The organism is Janthinobacterium sp. TPC_1, from assembly GCF_056037845.1.
Window position 1 is genome coordinate 5,673,761 of the sequence record NZ_CP195157.1, and the last position, 18,860, is coordinate 5,692,620.

Genomic DNA, 18,860 nt, shown 5'->3' on the forward strand with positions numbered 1-18,860 from the left:
GCGAATTCCTCCTTGTGCTGCAGACAGTGGCCGCGCGGGTGTACGTTGCTGGCCCGGTCCGCCGTGCTCGACGCGCTCGCCCTCATGCGGCTGCGGCCCCACGCGGATCAAACGCAGCAGGTAGCCGATGCCCGTGCCGAAGACGGCAAAATAGATGATGACAAAGAACACCAGGGTGATGCCCAGCTGCGTGGCGCCGTGCGCCGAGACGGCGTCTTGCGTGCGCAGCAAGCCGTACACAGTCCACGGCTGGCGGCCGATTTCCGTCGTGTACCAGCCGGCCAGCATGGCCACCAGGCCGCTCGGGCCCATCCACAGCGCGCAGCGCAGGAACAGGCGCGAGCGCCACAGGGTGCCGCGCCAGCGCAGCCACGCGCTCCAGATGCCCAGCGCGATCATCAGCATGCCCAGGCCCGCCATCAGGCGAAACGACCAGAACACGACGGCGGAAGGGGGCCGGTCGCGCGGCGCGAAGTCCTTCAAGGCGGGGATCGTGCCATTCCAGTCATGCGCGAGGATCAGGCCGCCCAGGCGGGGGATTTCCACCTTGTACAAGGTTTCCTCGCGCGCCATGTCGGGCCAGCCGAACAGGATCAGCGGCGTGCCCTCGCCGCCCTTGTTTTCCCAGTGGCCTTCCATGGCGGCCAGCTTGGCCGGCTGGTGCTCCAGCGTGTTCAGGCCGTGCAGGTCGCCGATCACGGCCTGGATGGGCGCGACGATCAGCAGCATCGACAGGCCCATGCTCATCATCTTGCGGATGGCCGCATTGTCGTTGCCGCGCAGCAAATGCCAGGCGGCCGACGCCACCACCAGCAAGGCCGTGGCAAGGAAGGCGGCCACGCTCATGTGCAGCAGGCGGTACGGGAACGATGGATTGAAGATGACGGCCAGCCAGTCCACGGGCACGATCCTTCCGTCGATGATTTCATGGCCCTGCGGCGTCTGCATCCAGCTGTTCGAGGCGATGATCCAGGTGGCCGAGATCAGGGTGCCCAGCGCCACCATGGACGTGGCGAACATGTGCAGGCCCGGCCCCACGCGGTGCCAGCCGAACAGCATCACGCCGAGGAAGCCCGCTTCCAGGAAGAAGGCCGTCAGCACTTCATAGGCCAGCAGCGGCCCCGTGATGCTGCCCGCGTAATCGGAAAAGAAACTCCAGTTGGTGCCGAACTGATAGGCCATGACGAGGCCGGAAACGACGCCCATGCCGAAATTGACGGCGAAAATCTTCGACCAGAAGTGGTACAGGTCGCGGTACACGGCGTCCTGCGTGCGCAGCCACGCCGCTTCCAGCACCGTCAGGTAACTGGCCAGGCCGATCGTGATGGCAGGAAAAATGATGTGGAATGAGATGGTGAAACCGAACTGGACGCGCGCCAGTTCCAATGCCGTAAGCCCTAACATGTGTTGCCTTCCCGACGCATGACGTCTGTTTTACCCAGGCCTCCACTCTAGGCGTATCCGGCAAAACATAACAGACTCAGAAATCGGAGAAAACATAGGATCAGTTTGACGTTTGCCGAATGACAAGGTCAAGCCGATCCAATGGAAAAACGCTTCAGGCAGGCTCCGTGATCCCCACGCAATTGCGCCCGTTTTCCTTGGCCACGTACAGGGCCGCGTCGGCGGCCAGCAGCACGGCGTCCGTGCTGCGCTCCCCGTGCGACGACGAGACGACGCCCAGCGAGACCGTGATGGCGCCCGCGCCGGGTATCACGGCGGCGGCCACCTTGGCGCGCAGGCGCTCGGCCACCTGCATGGCCACGTCCAGGTCGGCGTCGGGCAGCAGCATGATGAATTCATCGCCGCCATTGCGGCACAGCACATCGGCATCGCGCGAACAGGCACGCATCAGCTGCGCCAGGCGCAGGATGACTTCATCGCCCACGGCATGGCCCCAGCGGTCGTTGACTTGCTTGAAATGGTCGATGTCGATGGCGATGACGGAAAACGGCCGCGCCTGCGCCTGCCAGGCGTCCAGCGCCGCCGCCATGCCGCGCCGGTTCGACAGGCCCGTCAGCGGGTCCGTCTCCACGTCCGTCTTCAGCTTGCCGATCTTGTTCTGCAACAATGCCAGCCCCTTCAACAGGGCTTTCTTGATCTGCGCCGCTTCCACGTACCACGAGCGGATGGCGGCGATGCGCTCGGCCGTGCCGGGCGCGTCCATGCGCCGCGCGCCTTCGGCCAGCTGCACCAGGGGCCGTGAAATCAGGCTGGCCAGCCACCAGATGAATGGCAGGCTCAGCAAGGCGATCGGCAGGGAATGCCACACCGTGTTGGCCATCAGCTGGTTCAGCGGCGCCAGGGTCATGGCCGTGGGACGCTGCGCCACGATGCCCCAGCCCGTCGACGGCATGACGGCGTAGCCGGCCAGCATGTCCACGCCCAGGCTGTTGTCCATGCGCCGGTTGCCGCCGCCCCGCTGCGCGATGATGGCGTCGATCACTTCATTGCGGCCGGCCACGTCGCCCAGGCGTTCGGGGTCCGGGTGGTACAGCAGGCGCCGGTTCTGGTCGACCACGTACAGGTAGGAGCCGTCGCGGTAGTAATGCTGGCCCAGCATGGTGTACAGGATATTTTTCTGTTTCAGGTAGATGCTGCCGCCCACATAGCCGAGGTAGCGCCCATCCTTGCCCACGATGGGATGCGAGACGAAGACCACCAGATTGCCGACCGACGATATGTAAGGCTGCGTGACCAGCGGGCGCCGTTCGCGCAGCGCCTGCGCGGCGCCGGCCGAATCGAGCGTGCGGTTTTTCAGTGCCAGGGTTTCCGGCGACACGCCCAGCACCTTGCCGTCCGCATCGACGATGAGCACGGAATTGAAGCTGTTCGTTTGCAGGCGCAGGCGCTGCGCCTCTTCCGTCAGCCATTGCTCGTCGTCCATGCGCGAGGGCAGGCTGCCGGCGCTGTAGGCCAGCTGCTGGCGCGCCGACTGCAGGAAGTCCTCAGCCGTGCTGGCCAGCTTGCTGGCGTAGGCGTGGTTCGCTTCCAGGGTGGTATCGATCAGCAGCTGGCGCTGCACGCTGTAGCTGGCATAGAAGGTATTGGCCAGGGACACCAGGGCGCTGGCAAAGGCCACAAGCACGATCAAACGGCGCAAGTTCATGCGCAGAACAGGTTTAGTCCACATGGAGTCGGCAAGAAGAAAGTATTGCGCTAAAGAAAGGGCGCATTATACCGAGACACCCGTGCCAATATTGAAATCCTGGCATCCATGGTCAAAGAATATGAACAAGCGGCAACGCTGGGCGCTGCCGCCTTGATATGCATCAAGCGTGGATGGCGTGCTTGCGGACCCAGTCCGTGTAACGCTGCATCCAGCCCTGGAAGAAACCCAGGCTGGCCGGGCCGATGCCGCCGTGCTCGTCGAACAGGCCGTCCTTGGCCTGGATAAACATTTCAGGCTGCCCCAGCAGCGGCACGTCCAGGTAGGCGAGCACATTGCGCAAATGCTGCTGCGCCAGCGCCGTGCCCGTGGCACCCACGGAGACGCCCAGCACGGCACCGGGCTTGCCGCCCCACACGCTCTGGCCATACGGGCGCGAGCCGTGGTCGAGGGCGTTTTTCAGCACGCCGGGGATCGAGCGGTTGTATTCGGGGGTGAGGAAGAGCAAGGCTTGCGATGCGGAAATGTCGGATTTCAGGCGCAGCACCTGCTCGGCCTGCGCGCCATCGTCGTCCTGGTTGTACAGCGGCAAGTCGCCGATCTCGATATGTTTAAAGGAAAACTCGGGCGGCGCCAGCTTGATGAGGGCGTCGGCCAGCTTGCGGTTGAAGGAATCCTTGCGCAGGCTGCCGACGATGATTGCGACTTGATATTGGCTCATATAAATCCCCGATGATGGTTAAAGAAAAGCCCTGAGGTGCGATGCACATCAGGGCTATCTTGCCACACAATCATCGGTTTCGCGCTGCTTAGCGTGCGAAACCAGCGCACCTGAAAAAATGCTCAGGGCTAGGCGCCTTGCCGAAGACAGTACGAATGTACGGCAAGGCAAGGCAACAACGCCATGGGCGTTTTGGCAGGTGCGCTAACGTGCCAATCCCCGGTATTCGCGGTAGTAGCGTCCGCCCAGGTTCGTCAGCACCTCATAGCCGATGGTATTGGCCATGGCCGCCACGGCGTCGACCGGATGTTCGGCGCAGATCAGGTCGACCAGGCTGCCCGGCGCGACGCGCTCCTGGTCGATGGCGCTGACGTCCAGCGTAATCGAATCCATGGAAATGGCGCCGATCTGCGGCACTTTCACGCCATCGACGATGGCCAGGCCCTGGTTGCTCATGCTGCGCAGCCAGCCATCGGCGTAACCGACGGAAATGGTCGCCACCTGGCGCGGCTCGCTGGCCGTGTAGCGGCGGCTGTAGCCCACGTGGTCGCCGGCGGCAATCGTGCGTGTCTGCATGACCTTGCCCTGCAGCCGCACCACGGAGCGCAGCGGATTCGGCTCGCCGCCCTGCGGCCCGATGCCGTACAGGGCCGCGCCCGGACGCACCAGGTCGAAGTGATAGTCAGGAGACAGGAAAATGCCCGAGGAATTGGCCAGGCTGGCGCGGTATTGCGGCAAACGGGCGCGGATGGCGGTGAAACGGGCCAGCTGCTCGCCATTCATCGGGTTGGCGCGCTCGTCGGCGCAAGCCAGATGGCTCATGATGTAGCGCACCTTGATGCCGTCGAGAAAGTGCGGATCCAGCAGCCAGGCGTCGATTTCCTGTGGCGACAGGCCCATGCGCGACATGCCCGTGTCCACCTGCACGATGGCGTCCAGGGTGGTGCCCAGCGCCTTGGCGTGCCTGCGCCAGCCCGCCACCTGCGGCTCGCTGTTGAGTACGGGCGTCAGGCCGTGGGCCGTGAATTCGCCTTCCGTGTCGACGGGCGGGCCGTGCAGCACGAAGATGGCCGCATCCGGCGCCACGTGCGGGCGCAGGCTGATGCCCTCTTCCAGGTGGGCGACGAAGAAATGGCGGCAACCCTCTTCATACAGGGCCGCGCCCACTTGCGCGGCACCGAGGCCATACGCGTCGGATTTGACGACGGCGGAACAGACGGCCGGGTGCGCCTTGTCGCGCAACAAGCGGTAGTTGGCGCGCACGGCATCGAGATCCACCGTCAGGATGGCGCCGCTACGTTCCTTGGGAGGCATGCTGGCCGCCATCTCAAGCCGCCGCGTGTTGCAGTTTGCCCTGGCCCTGCGCGCCGCTGTAGCGGCTGACGGACAGGTCGTCGGCCAGGATGGCCGGCTTTTTCGACGACATCAGGTCGGCCAGCAATTGCGCCGAACCGCAGGACATGGTCCAGCCCAGGGTGCCGTGACCCGTGTTCAGGAACAGGTTGCGCAGCGGCGTGCGGCCGACGATCGGCGTGCCGTCCGGCGTCATCGGACGCAAACCCGTCCAGAACGTCGCCTCGGCCGTGTTGCCGCCGCCGGGGAACAGGTCGTTGACGACCATTTCCAGCGTTTCGCGGCGGCGCGGGTTCAGGTTCAGGTTGTAGCCGGCGATTTCCGCCATGCCGCCCACGCGGATGCGGTCGTCGAAGCGCGTCACGGCGATTTTATAGGTTTCATCGAGGATGGTCGACACGGGCGCCTTGGCCGCGTTGACGATAGGCACGGTGATCGAATAGCCCTTCAGCGGATACACGGGAATGTCCTGCAGCGGCTTCATGAAGCCCGTCGAGTAGGAACCGAGCGCCACGACGTAGGAATCGGCCTTGACGATTTCCGCGCCACATTGCACGCCAGCAATCTCATCGCCCTGCGTCAGCAAGGCATCGATGGACACGCCATAGCGGAACTTCACGCCCAGCGCCACGGCCATTTCGGACAGGCGCGTGGTAAACAGCTGGCAATCGCCCGTTTCATCGTTGGGCAGGCGCAAGCCGCCGAACAGCTTGTCCTTGACGGCTTCCAGGGCCGGTTCCGCGCGCGACAGTTCGTTGCGTTGCAGCACCTCATACGGCACGCCGGCATCCTTGAGCACTTCGATATCCTTGGCGGCGTCGTTGTATTGCTTTTCGGTACGGAACAATTGCATCGTGCCTTGCTGGCGGCCTTCATACGTGATGCCCGCTTCGGCGCGCAGCACCTTGAAGCAGTCGCGGCTGTATTCGGCCAGGCGCACCATGCGTTCCTTGTTCACGGCGTACGCTTCCGGTGTGCAATTACGCAACATCTGCCACATCCATTTCAGCTGGGCGGCGCTGCCGTCGAGCGAGATGGCCAGCGGCGCGTGGCGCTGCATCATCCACTTCACGGCTTTCAGGGGAATGCCGGGCGCGGCCCATGGCGAAGCGTAGCCGGGCGAGATTTGCCCCGCATTCGCGAAGCTGGTTTCCAGTGCCGGGCCCGGCTGGCGGTCGATAACTGTCACCTCATGTCCTGCCTTGGCCAGATAGTAAGCACTGGTGACGCCGATGACGCCGCTACCCAGAATCACGATACGCATAGTTTCCTCATTATATTTTTTAGGCTGACGCCAGATTAACCGCTATCATATTGGGAAAGAGCCAGTATTTGTTCACGTATAAATCGAGATATTCAGCAATAAATCATGAGAATCCTTAAAGAATCGGCACGTGGCCTCGACAAGCTGGATCGCCACATCCTGCGCATCCTGCAACAGGATGGCCGCATCTCGATGAAAGACCTCGGTGAACAGGTGGGGCTGTCCATCACGCCCTGCATCGAGCGGGTCAAGCGCATGGAGCGCGACGGCGTCATCACGGGCTACCACGCCAAGGTGAACCCGGCCGCGCTGGGCGCCAAGCTGCTCGTCTTTGTAGAGATTACTCTCAATCAAAAGTCGGCGTCCGCCTTTGAGCAATTCCGCCGCGAAGTGCTGCAGATTCCCGAAGTGCAGGAATGCCACCTGGTGTCGGGCGACTTCGATTACCTGATCAAGGCGCGCATCCATGAAATGGCCGAATACCGCAAGCTGCTGGGCGACATGCTGCTGCAGCTGCCCGGTGCCGCGCAATCGAAAAGCTATGTGGTGATGGAAGAAATCAAGGAAACCCTGGCGCTCTCGACCGACGTGCTGCAGAACCGCTAAAAGTACCGCCAGCCGGTACCACTGGCATCAGATTTTGCGCCTTTGTATAATCTTGTAGCACATTCGTGGCGACGCAAGCACACTCCCGGCATGACATCACGCCCGTCCCCTCTGAGATTGGAAGCAGTGATGCACACCGGGAGTCCCTATGAACACATTGATCAAACTGGCAGCTTCCTGCCTCGCGGGCCTGGCCGTGGCCATGTGCACCGCCAGTGAATACAAGGTCAACCGCGCGCCCGATAATGGCGCCATCTATCAGAACATCAAGGTCGGCAAGACCACCCGCCTCGACCTCGACGCGGCGCTGGGCAACGCCACCGTCGTCAGCTTCGACCCCGGCTATGAAGTCTGGGTCTACAAGAACCAGCTGCAAGCGCCCAAGGTGACGCGGCTGATCCCCCTGCTGGGCGAAAAAGGCACGCGCGAAGTGGCCGTCATGTTCGACCAGGCGGGTGTCGTGAAGAAATTCCGTATTCACGAGCCGCGCAAGTAGGCGCACAGCGAACGGGCGCCGCCTGCCACGCTGGCTGGCTATACTGGCTGCTGGCTACCGCCGCCCACCTACCCAGCAAGGAGTTCCCATGCGCCTGCCCCTGATCGCTCCGAAAGACCTGACGCCCGAACAACAGCCGCTGTACGACGATATGCGCAAAGGCATCACCAGCAATTTCAACGATTTCATCGCCGTGCGCGAAGACGGCGCCCTGATGGGGCCATGGAATCCATGGCTGCACGAACCGGCCATCGGCAAGGCCATCTGGGACCTGACCCTGGCCATGACGGCCAACGCCACGCTGCCCGACAAGGTGCGCCAGATTGCCATCCTGGTGGTCGGCGCGCGCTACAACGCCGCCTATGAAATCTACGCCCACATCGCCGTCGCGGAGCGCGAAGGCATGTCGGCCGAGCGCCTGGCCACGCTGGTGGCCGACGTCAAGCCCGTCGACCTGGACCAGCATGAGAGCATCGCCTACGACCTGGCTTACGCGCTCAGCGGCGGCGGCACGCTGCCGGAGCCGCTGTACCGGCTGGCGCTGGCCACCTTCGGCCAGCACGGCACCAACGAGCTGATCTATCTGGTGGGCCTGTACGCGCTGGTCTCGACCACCTTGAACGGCTTCAACGTGCCGGTGCCGGAACGCGACTGAAGGGCCTTGCCCTTCACTTGCCCTACCCCTGCCCACTTGCCGCGATGGGGAACGCCGGTGGACGCGCTCTTGCTCTACACTGGCGTTTTATCCTCTGCAACCTCCATGCAACTACCTGCAAACCTCGCCCCCATCTCGGTCGAACAAGACTGGCAACACACGACAGCGTATCCGCCGCTCGGCTTCACCCCGTTCGTTGAAGGCGCGCTGGGCAATGGCGACACGTTCGGCCTGTACTGGCCCATCGGCCGCGAAGCGTGGGAACCCATCGTCGTCGAAACATGGCACGACGAGTGGCGCATCCAGCCGCACTTTTCCAGCCTGGCGGCGTTCCTGCAAGCCTACGCAACGGCGGAAGACGAGTATGTCGCCACACCGACGCTGGCCGACGACCCCGCCTCGCCGCGCGCCGCCTTCCTGGAAGCCAAGGAATTGATTGCGCAGCGCAAGCCGTACGCCGCCATCGCGCTGCTGGAAGCGGCGCTGGCCATCGTGCCCGAATACACGGACGCCCTGACCTTGCTGCATGGCCAGTATGTGCGCGCGGGCAGAATCGATGACGCCGTCAAGGTGGCCATCCAGGCCATCATTTCACCGCCGTCGTTTGGCGGCCCGCCATTGAAGGCCTTGCAATGGCTGCGCGCGCAGCCGGTGCCGGACGGGGAACTTGACCCCATCTGGCGCGCCTGCGGGCAATTGTCGTTCAACTTTGGCGGCAGCAAGGAAAATGCCGATTACCCCGTGCTGCTGGCCGCCATCGACACCTACCTGGTGCAAGGCAAGCATGTTTCCGCCTCGACCCTGATGCAGACGTATGCCGAACTGATGAGCGCGGAAACCGTTTCTTTTCAGGAACGCTACGAATTTGACCAGACCGCCTTCATCGCGCGGCAAATCGATGTCAGCGCCCAGCTGGCCAACGGCAGCCGGGACACATCAACGCTCTGGCTGCCCGACCCGGCCTGATTGCTGCCGGAACAGCTTGCGGTACGCCGACGGCGACGTCTGCAAGCTGGCGCGGAAATGCTGGCGCAGCGACAGGGCCGTGCCGAAGCCGGCTTCTTGCGCCACGACATCGATCGAGGCCGCACTTTTTTCGAGCAGGCTTTGCGCATGCGCAAGACGCTGGTTCAGCAGCCATTGCTTGAACGACGTGCCCGTCGCCTGGCGGAAGTGGCGCGTGAAATTGCGCCGGCTCATGGCGGCCCGCTCGGCCAGCGCGTCGATGCTGTGCGCCTGGCCCAGGTTGGCCGTCACGCAGGCGAGCACATCGGCAAAGCGCCCTTCGCTGCCGGACACGGGCAGCAGCGGGCGCGCGATGAACTGCGCCTGCCCGCCCTGGCGGTGCGGCGCCACCAGCAGCCGGCGCGCCACGCGGTTGGCCACCTCGGCGCCGGCAAGCTGGCGCAGCAGATACAGACAGCAATCGAGGCCGGCCGCCACGCCGGCCGACGTCAGCACGCCGCCATCGTCCACGTACAGCACTTCCCGGTCCACCTTGACTTTGGGATAGCTGGCCGCCAGCCGGTCCGCCATGCCCCAGTGCGTGGCCGCGCTCTTGCCATCCAACAAGCCAGCCTGCGCCAGGGGAAACGCGCCCAGGCACAGGCCCACCATGCGCGCGCCGCGCGCGCTGGCCGCCCGCAGCGCCGCGACCAGGGATGGCGCCGCGTCGCGGCAATCGTCGTGCCAGGCCGGCATGATGACGATGTCGGCGCCCTCCAGCCCTTCCAGGCCGAACCCGGGCGTGATGGCGAAGCCGGCCGCCGTGCGCAAGGGCGCGGGATCGGCGGCGCAGACGCGCACGTGGAAAGGCGGCAGATCGGCCTCGTCCGTCTGGGCGCCAAACACGAGGCAAGGCACGGACAGGTGAAATGGCGTCATGCCGTCGAAGGCGATCACGGCCACGCTCAAGGGGGACAAAGAAGGGATAGCAGTCATGGCCCGATTTTATCGCAGATAGGCCTTCGGGCCACTTTTTGTTTTCAACGCGCCGCTTGAAAATGGCGGTATCGGGGAAGTCCTTCCTCTTTCAACCATTCAGGAGTCAAGTATGTCCACCACTACCGCACCGCGCCGCGCCCTGCTCGTCATCGACGTGCAAAACGAATACTTCACGGGTGACATGCCCATCGAATATCCATCCGTCGACATCTCGCTGCCGAACATCGTCGCCGCCATGGCCGCCGCCCGCGCCGGCGGCGTGCCCGTCATCGTCGTCCAGCACGATGCGCCGGAAACCTCCCCCATCTTTGCAAAAGGCAGCGACGGCTGGCAGCTGCATCCGCAAGTGGCTGCGTTTGCCGCCGACCACCGCATCAACAAGAGCATGGGCAGCGCGTTTGCGGGCACGGACTTGCGCGCCTGGCTGGAGCGCCACGGCATCGACACCTTGACGGTGACCGGCTACATGACGCACAACTGCGACGCCGCCACCATCTACCACGCCGCGCACGACGGCTTGCAAGTCGAGTTCCTGCAGGACGCCAGCGGCACCCTGCCCTACGCCAATGCGGGCGGCACGGCCAGCGCCGAGGAAATCCACCGCGTCTTTTGCAGCGTGTTCCACTCGAATTTCGCCGCCGTCGCCAGCACGCAGGACTGGCTCGATGCCGTGCGCGAGGGCAAGCCGCTGGAAAAGGACAATATTTATCTGTCGAACCAGCGTGCGAGAAAAGCGCAGGCGAACTGACGCCGGCGGGAATGGACGGGTATCATGCGTCCATTCCCAACTTGATGATGAATAATGCGAAAAATAACTGTGCTGGGCTTGACGACTGCTGGTGTTTTCCTGCTGGCCACCGCCGCCCTGGTACTGGCGGGACTCAACGACAAGCTGGCCCCGGCCGACGTGATCGTCGTGCCCGGCAACACGATCCTGCCCGACGGCACGCCCAGCCCCCGCCTGCAGGCGCGGCTCGATGCGGCGCTGACGCAATTCCAGGCTGGACTGGCGCCGCGCATCCTCGTCAGCGGAGCGACGGGCAAGGAAGGTTTCGACGAAGCCGCATCGATGGCCCGCTACCTGCAGTCGCGCGGCGTGCCGGCCGGCGCCATTATTGAGGATAATCAAGGCTGGACCACGGACGCCACGGCCCGCAACGCGGCGCTTCTCATGCGCACACACGGCTGGAAGACAGCCATGGTCGCCACGCAATATTTTCACGTGCCCCGCTTCCGGCTGGCTTTGGAGCGGGCCGGCATCGCCGTCAGCGGCAACGTGCATGCGCCGTATGTCGAGCTGCGCGACCTGTATTCGGTGCCGCGCGAAACGGTGGGCTATGCCGTGTATTTCGCGCGTCCCTAAATAGACACTGCGTGGCACTACTGCGTTCTGAAGATGGCATCCTGCCTGCCACCGGGCGCTGGTGGTGGCGAACATGGCCAACCAGCGCGTTCCTCAACCCTGCTCCAGAATAACTATGGCACCCATTTCATGCACTCAGCACAGCCAACTCGCCTGCATAGCGGGAGCAGAACTTCGTTGCAGAAACATTGATCTGGGAAAATGCCCGGGCGGCACCGACATCGAGAATGGAGTCGCTATATCGATAGCCTTTTTCCCCAGGTATGTTCTGAAAGAAGCGGCCATATGGGTCAATCATTAAATAGGACTCGGTCATGTCGGCGTTATCCTCCACGCGAACGCCATGGTCAAGGTGGGCATGGCGCCGGACGAAGGTGTCAAACTGCGCGTCAGACAAGGACAGGTCATCCGTAATTTTGGGCAGCATACGCAGGATTTTCCATTTCTCCGGCGCCAGACTGGCAATCAAGTTACCCATGTCTTCTTGCCAGTTCAATGCGTTGACGACAGTATTGATCTTGAGCCGAAGCCGGGGATTGATCTGCCGGCCCAAAACAATCATGTCAACCAATGCAGGCATCGACAGCGTGCGCAACTGCCGATCAACTCGTCCGATACCCAGATTGGTCTTCTCTTCCGAGGAGTCCAGGCTCAGCCCCAGTATCGTAAGATGGGGTGCCAGCGCTTGCATCAAGGCAGGCGTCAGACGACTGCCATTAGTGATAACGGAGGTCTCAAGACCCAGTCGCCGGGCATGCAGGATGACGTCCAGCGATTTCTCGGCATACAGCAGCGGCTCTCCGCCAGCCAGATTCAGCCGCAGCGATTCCCAATGCATACTCGGCCACAGCGGATTGTCAAAATTGCCAGGTTTAAAAAACCGTCCGACCTCCTCGACCAAGGCCTTGATGGCGCTACCATCGTGTATCAATTCCTGCGTCGAACCGCCCCCCTCCCACTTTGCATAGCAATAGCGGCAACCATAATTGCACACTTCGGTAACATGCCAATTGACAACAATTTCGCGTACACACATGGTGGGGGTAAGGCTCACGGCACACTCCGGTTATTTGATAGAGCCTCACTTTGCCCAAGAAGTTACTCAAAAGCCATGAAAAACCCCGGCCCCTCCCCTCAATATTTGACATTTGCCGCAAATATCCATGGAGATGGGGAGGGGACGAGAAGTTTCCGTGACACCGGCACAAGCGACGTGAGAACATTGTTGCAATCAAAACAATGAAAGATAAAAAACAATGGCAACCATTCCTTCCTTTGAAGCGCTATTACTTGAAATCCATCAAAGCCTTGATTTAGTTCCCTATTCAAGCAAGGTCAAGGACAAATTCGCCAATCTCGGCATGCGCAACAAAAACCATCAGGAGATGGCGACTGACGTTTGTGGCGCCATCTTGAATAGCCTGGATATGGATGCGGCAGCTTGCCGGGATGCAGTCCTTGGAATGAGCGAATGGGAGGGGTATCACAAGGCTGTTGAACTCAACACATGGACCGCGGATGCCGACCAGCGCCAGGTGGTATGGCATCTTCTCGGATACTGCTATGTTCCGACCTTGGCCCGCAGAATCGCGTTCTGGAATCTCGACGGGGCTTTCGACAAAGGAATGCCCGGCGGAGCATTCTGGTTCTTGCCTCACGTGAATGTCATTACGGGAACAATGGAGCTGCCTGTGCCGCACGTTGTCGACTGGCTCATCGACCTGCTGGACTGTTCCATCGGCAAGGCAGGCGTCGGGGCAGAATCGCCTGGCGACGGCAATACCGACAGGGACTCCATCGTCAGGAACTTGCACAACTGGAAAAACACATCTATCCCGCGCGTCACGTCGATCAATGAATACTTCTCTGACGACGCCAACCTGGTGTTCAAAGGCGTATTTGAGCTTGCAGAAGACCTTGCTGAGCAAGTCAAATTTGAAGCTGCCCTCGCCTTCGTTCAATCCAGGAATTTATCTGCGGACGACCTTCGCGATCAGATTCCGATGACGCAGCCCGGGCGGCTTGAAGCTATCATGGATGAATCCGCCAGCGACGACGAGAAACTGGTTTTCGTGCAGGCACTGTTGACACGCTATGCAAAACCAGGCATGGCCATGATCCGGCAACGATTGCGGGTCGCCCGCATGGTGCAGGATGGATACATCAGATTGCTGAAGTTCCTCTGCCCGGGCGTACAGGCAACTTGTACAGACCCGTCTCAAAACAAGCTGCTGCAATTGGCGGGCATCTTCGGCACCATCTACAACCTGACCATTGATGCCTGGAAAAATTCCGACACCCAGGATGAGGAAGACATCCTGTTCGAGTCACGGCTGCCCCCTTGGGACAAAGCGGATATCTTTCTGTCGATCTTGCCTTCCATTAAAAACGAGGGGCATCTCCCTGTGGCCGACCTGCTGACGCGCCGGTTCGCGAAACTCGCTGAAGGCGATGCTCTGGAAGACCTCGTAGCGCTCGATATGGACACTGCCACAACCCTTATCGCAAGCAAATGCCGGCGAATAAAGGAAGAATATGAAGAGAACATCCGATTACAGCGCTTGCTGGAGCGAGTCCGTACCGCCTCCCCTTGGCGGACGCTCCAGGGTGAAGCCAGCTATGCCGTCGTCAGCCATGTTGCAAAATCGACTTCCTTACCCTTGAAAACCAGGCTGCTGGCGATTCAACGGTTGCGGGAATTGGCTGCAACGCCTGCCGAAATGGTTGGCGCCAGCGTCCTGGAACTGGCCGAGCTTTTGAATTCCCGTCACACAAACAGGTCAACCGATGTCCAGCACAGGGTGGAGGCGCTCCTTACAGAAGCCGAAGCCAGCGCTGGCCATGCGACATGGAAAGCGCCCTTGCTGCAGTACCGCGCCAGACACCTTGTGGCGCAAAACGCATTCGACGACGCGGCAAAGCTGATGCGAGCGGCCCTCGACGCTTGCGACGACGGAAATTTCGGCACTCTGCGCGGTGAAATCGCCAGGGATGCGTTTGCCATCGAAGTCGCAAATCTGGGCTTGATTCCTAACAACCACGAAAAATACCATCGTAATATGCTTGCCTATGGCATGTTTCCGGACCAGGTGACATCCCTGGAAGACACCGCTATAGGCGTTTCCGACTACTTCTGGGACAAACTCTACCAACCCTACCCCGGAACGGAAAGCGTGCAGCCATTGGCAAAAAATCAATCGCAGGCATTCATCCAGGAGGCTCTTCCTATCATCATCGAAGGCCGCTGGGATGCCCTGAAGGTCTGGATGAAACACCATGCAAAAACATTCAGACAAGGCACTATTCGTGAGGTGCGGAGTAACTCCGTGCTCATGGCATGGCTGAAGATACAGGGTGACCTTGCAAAACAGCTGCCCCTGCTGCGTGCCGAAGTCTCTTCCAGCCTGCAAGGCGAAGTAAGCAAGATGGAAAAGCTCGTGGCCCATTGGCGCCACGCCATTCATCTGCTGGCTGAAGCGTGGCCCAAACAAGTCAACATGGCAGACTTCAAAGGGCAGACGCCCTTGATGATGGCGGCCGATGCAAGCGATGCGCAACTGACTCTGGCGTTCCTGAGTGCCGGCGCCGATGTGAATGCCCAGGACTACCTGGGACGCACCGCCTTGCATGCGGCAGTTACTGCCCGGTCAAAAAACTGTGTTTCCATGCTGTTGACACATCAGGCAGACACGTCCAGGGTCACCTACGATGAAGCGAACACCGCGCTCCATACGGCCGCGCGCATGGGCTACGCCGACATCGCATCCCTTGTGATCGAACATCAAGCACACCTCGCAGCGAAGGAAAACTCTTTTCACCAGACACCGTTGGAATTGGCAAAAAAAATCCTGATTGACTTGCCAGGCTTCCGGAACATGATGGCAACGCACTATCGGCGCAGCATTGGATCAAAACAGGACTTCGATCAGATTATTGCAATGCTGACAAACGCTGCACGCGATGATCAACTCGGCGAAAGGAAAAATGTCCGCTAGTCACTCGCTCCAGTCGCGCGAGCGCTCCACCGCCCGCTGCCACTTGTGCAGCCGGCTCAGGCGCTCGTCGGCCGCCATCTTCGGTTCGAAACGGCGTCCCACCTGCCACTGGGCAGCGATTTCTTCCTGCGACGTCCAGAAGCCCACGGCCAGGCCAGCCAGGTAGGCGGCGCCCAGGGCTGTCGTTTCCGTCACCACGGGACGCACCACGGGCACGTTCAAGATGTCGGCCTGGAACTGCATCAGCATGTCGTTGCGCGCCGCGCCGCCGTCGACGCGCAATTCGGACAGCGCAATGCCCGCGTCGTCCTGCATGGCGGACAGGACGTCCACGTTCTGGTAGGCCACGCCCTCCAATGCCGCGCGCGCGATGTGCGCCTTGCCCGTGCCGCGCGTGATGCCGATCAGGGTGCCACGCGCATACGGGTCCCAGTACGGCGCACCGAGCCCCGCGAACGCGGGCACGAAGACCAGGCCGCCCGAGTCGGGCACGCTGGTGGCCAGCGCTTCCACTTCGGATGAGTCGCGGATGATGCCGATGCCGTCGCGCATCCATTGCACGGCCGCACCCGCAATGAAGGCGCTGCCTTCGAGCAAGTAATCCGTTTGATTTGCATCAGAGCCAAGGCTCCAGCCCACGGTCGTCAGCAGCCGGTTTTTCGATGGCAAGGGGCGCTTGCCCACGTTCATCAGCATGAAGCAACCCGTGCCGTAGGTATTCTTCGCCATGCCCGGCTTCAGGCAGGCCTGGCCGAAGGTGGCCGCCTGCTGGTCGCCCGCGATGCCGGCGATGGGCACGGCCACGCCCAGCAGGTCAACGTAGGTGTGCGCAGCCACGCCGCTCGATGGCACGACGTCGGGCAGCAGCGAGGCGGGAATGTCCAGCAGCGCCAGCAGGTCCGTGTCCCATTGCAGGGTGTGGATGTTGAACAGCATGGTGCGCGCCGCGTTGCTCGTGTCCGTCAAGTGGGCGCCGCTCATCTTGTAGATCAGCCAGCTATCGACGGTGCCAAAGGCCAGCTCGCCCCGCTCGGCGCGCGCGCGGGCGCCCTCCACGTTGTCGAGCAGCCATTTGAGTTTGGTGGCGGAAAAATAAGCGTCCAGCACGAGACCCGTCTTGCGCTGGATCAAGTCTGCCTTGCCCTGCTCGACCAGCTGCTCACAGTAAGCCGCATTTCTCCGGTCTTGCCAGACGATGGCATTGGCAACGGGCTCGCCCGTGGCGCGGTCCCACAGCACCGTCGTTTCGCGCTGGTTGGTCACGCCGATGGCGGCCACGTCGCTTGCCGCCACGCCGCTGTCGCGCAGCACCTGCTGCAGCACGCCCTCTTGCGAGGCCCAGATTTCGTTCGCGTCATGCTCGACCCAGCCCGGCTGGGGGAAAATCTGGCGGAATTCGCGCTGCGCGCTGGCGTGCGGCCGGCCCGCATGGTCGAACAGGATGGCGCGCGAACTGGTGGTGCCCTGGTCTAAAGCAAGTATGTATTTGGTCATGGTCGCTACTACGGCTATACAGTGAAAAAAGGGCACGGACAAGCGCCCGTGCCCCGGGAAAGCGGCGGCAGAAGTCTACACGACTACTTTACCTTGCCTTCTTTCCAAGCCTGCAATAATTTATCGTAAGCAATCGTTTCACCCTTCGGCTTTTCATTCGCCAGCTTTTTCCATGGCGCGTGCTGGTCCGACAGATACTGGTTCGGATCGACCTTCGGATTGAGCTTCGGTGCGCACGCCTTCATGCCGGCCCGCTGCAGGCGCGCCATGACCTGGTCCATTTCCTCGGCCAGGTTATCCATGGCCGCTTGCGGCGTTTTTTCCGCCGTGATGGCCGTGGCCACGTTCTTCCACCACAGCTGGGCCAGCTTCGGATAGTCGGGCACGTTGTTGCCCGTCGGCGTCCACGCCACGCGGGCGGGGCTGCGGTAGAACTCGATCAAGCCGCCGTATTCGTTCGCGTGCTTCGTAAAATAATCGTGGCGGATGTCGGAATCGCGGATGATGAAGGTCAGGCCGACGATGGATTTCTTCAGCGATACGGTTTTCGAGGTGACGAATTGCGCGTACAGCCAGGCGGCCGCCTTGCGGTCATCGGGCGTGGACTTGAACAGGAACCAGGAACCGACGTCCTGGTAGCCGTTCTGCATGCCCTCTTTCCAGTACGGGCCGTGCGGCGACGGCGCCATGCGCCATTTCGGCGTGCCGTCCTTGTTGACTACTGGCAAACCCGGTTTCGTCATGCCGGCCGTAAATGCCGTGTACCAGAAGATTTGCTGGGCGATTTCGCCCTGCGCCGGCACGGGGCCCGATTCCGAGAAATTCATGCCGTTCGCCTGCGGCGGCGCGTATTTCTTCATCCAGTCGATATATTTCGTCAGCGCAAAGACGGCCGCCGGCGAATTGGTGGCGCCGCCGCGCGACATCGAGGCGCCCACGGGCGTGCACTTGTCGGCCGCCACCTTGATGCCCCACTCGTCGACCGGCATGCCGTTCGGAATGCCCTTTGTCGGCCGCGCCAGCCATCGACAGCCACGCATCCGTAAAACGCCAGCCCAGGGATGGATCTTTCTTGCCGTAATCCATGTGGCCATACACTTTCTTGCCGTCCAGTTCCTTCACGTCATTCGTGAAGAAATCGGCGATGTCTTCATACGCGGACCAGTTTTGCGGCACGCCCAGCTCGTAGCCATACTTGGCCTTGAACTTGGCTTGCAAATCCTTGCGCGCGAACCAGTCGGCGCGGAACCAGTACAGGTTGGCAAATTGCTGGTCGGGCAGCTGGTATACCTTGCCATCGGGCGCCGTCGTGAAGCTGATGCCGATGAAATCTTTCAAGTCCAGGCCGGGATTCGTGAATTCCTTGCCCTTGGCAGCCATGTAGTCGGACAGCGGTTCTACGGCGCCATAGCGGTAATGCGTGCCGATCAGGTCGGAATCGGAAATCCAGCCGTCATAGATGCTCTTGCCCGACTGCATGGACGTTTGCAGCTTTTCCACCACGTCGCCTTCCTGGATGATGTCGTGGCGCACCTTGATGCCCGTGATTTCCTCGAAGGCCTTGGCCAGGGTCTTCGATTCGTAGACGTGGGTGTCGATGGTTTCCGAGACCACGGAAATTTCCTTGATGCCCTTGGCTTTCAGCTTGGCCGCCGCATCGATGAACCATTTCATTTCAGCAAGCTGTTGCTGCTTGCTCAGGCTGGATGGCTGGAATTCCTTGTCGATCCAGGTTTGCGCCTGCTTGGCGTCGGCCAGGGCCGCGTTCGACACGAGCATGGCCGCAGCCGCGAAGACCGTGAACTTCAATTTCATCGTGAATCTCCTTTTATTTTATTGCCGGCCGCCTGCTGACGGTCC

14 protein-coding genes and 2 pseudogenes are annotated in these 18,860 nt (G+C 61.6%); 7 read left to right on the forward strand and 9 right to left on the reverse strand.

The genetic code is table 11. The features are described from left to right. Nucleotides 1-15 precede the first annotated feature (15 nt). The 5 genes and pseudogenes from ACQVLG_RS27620 to ACQVLG_RS27640 all read right to left on the reverse strand — a co-directional run. A pseudogene (locus ACQVLG_RS27620) lies at nucleotides 16-1,404 on the reverse strand (cytochrome ubiquinol oxidase subunit I); the annotation flags it as partial. A 154-nt stretch (nucleotides 1,405-1,558) separates the two neighbouring features. After that, nucleotides 1,559-3,133: a sensor domain-containing diguanylate cyclase gene (locus ACQVLG_RS27625; RefSeq protein WP_230540716.1), complete on the reverse strand. Its 1,575-nt coding sequence runs from the start codon at nucleotides 3,131-3,133 to the stop codon at nucleotides 1,559-1,561. A gap of 139 nt (nucleotides 3,134-3,272) precedes the next feature. Continuing rightward, on the reverse strand, nucleotides 3,273-3,830 hold the full coding sequence (locus ACQVLG_RS27630) for an NADPH-dependent FMN reductase (RefSeq protein WP_230540715.1): 558 nt from the start codon (nucleotides 3,828-3,830) through the stop codon (nucleotides 3,273-3,275). 204 nt (nucleotides 3,831-4,034) lie between these two features. Beyond that, nucleotides 4,035-5,144, reverse strand: coding sequence for an alanine racemase (alr, locus tag ACQVLG_RS27635; RefSeq protein WP_474291943.1), 1,110 nt, complete (start codon nucleotides 5,142-5,144; stop codon nucleotides 4,035-4,037). A gap of 13 nt (nucleotides 5,145-5,157) precedes the next feature. Further along, nucleotides 5,158-6,447 carry a D-amino acid dehydrogenase gene (locus ACQVLG_RS27640; RefSeq protein WP_474291944.1) on the reverse strand — a complete coding sequence of 430 codons (1,290 nt, stop codon included), beginning with the start codon at nucleotides 6,445-6,447 and terminating at the stop codon, nucleotides 5,158-5,160. A 105-nt stretch (nucleotides 6,448-6,552) separates the two neighbouring features. Here ACQVLG_RS27640 and ACQVLG_RS27645 point away from each other — a divergent pair, with 105 nt between their 5' ends. From ACQVLG_RS27645 to ACQVLG_RS27660, 4 genes are all read left to right on the forward strand, one after another. Next, nucleotides 6,553-7,053 (forward strand): Lrp/AsnC ligand binding domain-containing protein, encoded by a 501-nt coding sequence (locus tag ACQVLG_RS27645; protein ID WP_070222192.1) that lies wholly within the window; start codon nucleotides 6,553-6,555, stop codon nucleotides 7,051-7,053. Nucleotides 7,054-7,201: 148 nt separating this feature from the next. Continuing rightward, a complete protein-coding gene (locus tag ACQVLG_RS27650; RefSeq protein ID WP_070222194.1) occupies nucleotides 7,202-7,549 on the forward strand; it encodes a hypothetical protein in 348 nt (115 codons plus the stop codon). Nucleotides 7,550-7,637: 88 nt separating this feature from the next. Continuing rightward, entirely contained in the window at nucleotides 7,638-8,204 is a 567-nt protein-coding gene (locus tag ACQVLG_RS27655) for a carboxymuconolactone decarboxylase family protein (protein ID WP_230540712.1), read from the forward strand. 105 nt (nucleotides 8,205-8,309) lie between these two features. After that, nucleotides 8,310-9,170 carry a tetratricopeptide repeat protein gene (locus ACQVLG_RS27660; protein WP_474291945.1) on the forward strand — a complete coding sequence of 287 codons (861 nt, stop codon included), beginning with the start codon at nucleotides 8,310-8,312 and terminating at the stop codon, nucleotides 9,168-9,170. On the opposite strand, the gene ACQVLG_RS27665 is transcribed toward ACQVLG_RS27660, so the two are convergent. After that, nucleotides 9,141-10,118, reverse strand: coding sequence for a GlxA family transcriptional regulator (locus ACQVLG_RS27665; RefSeq protein ID WP_474295825.1), 978 nt, complete (start codon nucleotides 10,116-10,118; stop codon nucleotides 9,141-9,143). The genes ACQVLG_RS27660 and ACQVLG_RS27665 overlap by 30 nt on opposite strands. Nucleotides 10,119-10,257: 139 nt before the next feature. Here ACQVLG_RS27665 and ACQVLG_RS27670 point away from each other — a divergent pair, with 139 nt between their 5' ends. Both ACQVLG_RS27670 and ACQVLG_RS27675 read left to right on the forward strand, forming a co-directional pair. Then, on the forward strand, nucleotides 10,258-10,896 hold the full coding sequence (locus ACQVLG_RS27670) for a cysteine hydrolase family protein (protein ID WP_474291946.1): 639 nt from the start codon (nucleotides 10,258-10,260) through the stop codon (nucleotides 10,894-10,896). Nucleotides 10,897-10,950: 54 nt separating this feature from the next. Next, nucleotides 10,951-11,511, forward strand: coding sequence for a YdcF family protein (locus ACQVLG_RS27675; RefSeq protein WP_474291947.1), 561 nt, complete (start codon nucleotides 10,951-10,953; stop codon nucleotides 11,509-11,511). A gap of 127 nt (nucleotides 11,512-11,638) precedes the next feature. On the opposite strand, the gene ACQVLG_RS27680 is transcribed toward ACQVLG_RS27675, so the two are convergent. Then, nucleotides 11,639-12,565 (reverse strand): viperin family antiviral radical SAM protein, encoded by a 927-nt coding sequence (locus ACQVLG_RS27680; RefSeq protein WP_474291948.1) that lies wholly within the window; start codon nucleotides 12,563-12,565, stop codon nucleotides 11,639-11,641. A gap of 202 nt (nucleotides 12,566-12,767) precedes the next feature. Between ACQVLG_RS27680 and ACQVLG_RS27685 the strand changes: the two genes are divergently transcribed. Next, on the forward strand, nucleotides 12,768-15,506 hold the full coding sequence (locus ACQVLG_RS27685) for an ankyrin repeat domain-containing protein (protein WP_474291949.1): 2,739 nt from the start codon (nucleotides 12,768-12,770) through the stop codon (nucleotides 15,504-15,506). Here the strand turns inward: ACQVLG_RS27685 and glpK are convergent, their stop codons facing one another. Next, nucleotides 15,507-17,000, reverse strand: a complete 1,494-nt coding sequence (gene glpK, locus ACQVLG_RS27690; RefSeq protein WP_474291950.1) for a glycerol kinase GlpK — start codon at nucleotides 16,998-17,000, stop codon at nucleotides 15,507-15,509. An 83-nt stretch (nucleotides 17,001-17,083) separates the two neighbouring features. Continuing rightward, a pseudogene (locus ACQVLG_RS27695) lies at nucleotides 17,084-18,815 on the reverse strand (ABC transporter substrate-binding protein). Nucleotides 18,816-18,860 lie beyond the last annotated feature (45 nt).

Bases quoted from the DNA above. Each gene is read 5' to 3' on its own strand.
- ACQVLG_RS27625 (WP_230540716.1), bottom strand. From the start codon at position 3,133: ATGTGGACTAAACCTGTTCTGCGCATGAACTTGCGCCGTTTGATCGTG.
- ACQVLG_RS27630 (WP_230540715.1), bottom strand. From the start codon at position 3,830: ATGAGCCAATATCAAGTCGCAATCATCGTCGGCAGCCTGCGCAAGGAT.
- alr (WP_474291943.1), bottom strand. From the start codon at position 5,144: ATGCCTCCCAAGGAACGTAGCGGCGCCATCCTGACGGTGGATCTCGAT.
- ACQVLG_RS27640 (WP_474291944.1), bottom strand. From the start codon at position 6,447: ATGCGTATCGTGATTCTGGGTAGCGGCGTCATCGGCGTCACCAGTGCT.
- ACQVLG_RS27645 (WP_070222192.1), top strand. From the start codon at position 6,553: ATGAGAATCCTTAAAGAATCGGCACGTGGCCTCGACAAGCTGGATCGC.
- ACQVLG_RS27650 (WP_070222194.1), top strand. From the start codon at position 7,202: ATGAACACATTGATCAAACTGGCAGCTTCCTGCCTCGCGGGCCTGGCC.
- ACQVLG_RS27655 (WP_230540712.1), top strand. From the start codon at position 7,638: ATGCGCCTGCCCCTGATCGCTCCGAAAGACCTGACGCCCGAACAACAG.
- ACQVLG_RS27660 (WP_474291945.1), top strand. From the start codon at position 8,310: ATGCAACTACCTGCAAACCTCGCCCCCATCTCGGTCGAACAAGACTGG.
- ACQVLG_RS27670 (WP_474291946.1), top strand. From the start codon at position 10,258: ATGTCCACCACTACCGCACCGCGCCGCGCCCTGCTCGTCATCGACGTG.
- ACQVLG_RS27675 (WP_474291947.1), top strand. From the start codon at position 10,951: ATGCGAAAAATAACTGTGCTGGGCTTGACGACTGCTGGTGTTTTCCTG.
- ACQVLG_RS27685 (WP_474291949.1), top strand. From the start codon at position 12,768: ATGGCAACCATTCCTTCCTTTGAAGCGCTATTACTTGAAATCCATCAA.
- glpK (WP_474291950.1), bottom strand. From the start codon at position 17,000: ATGACCAAATACATACTTGCTTTAGACCAGGGCACCACCAGTTCGCGC.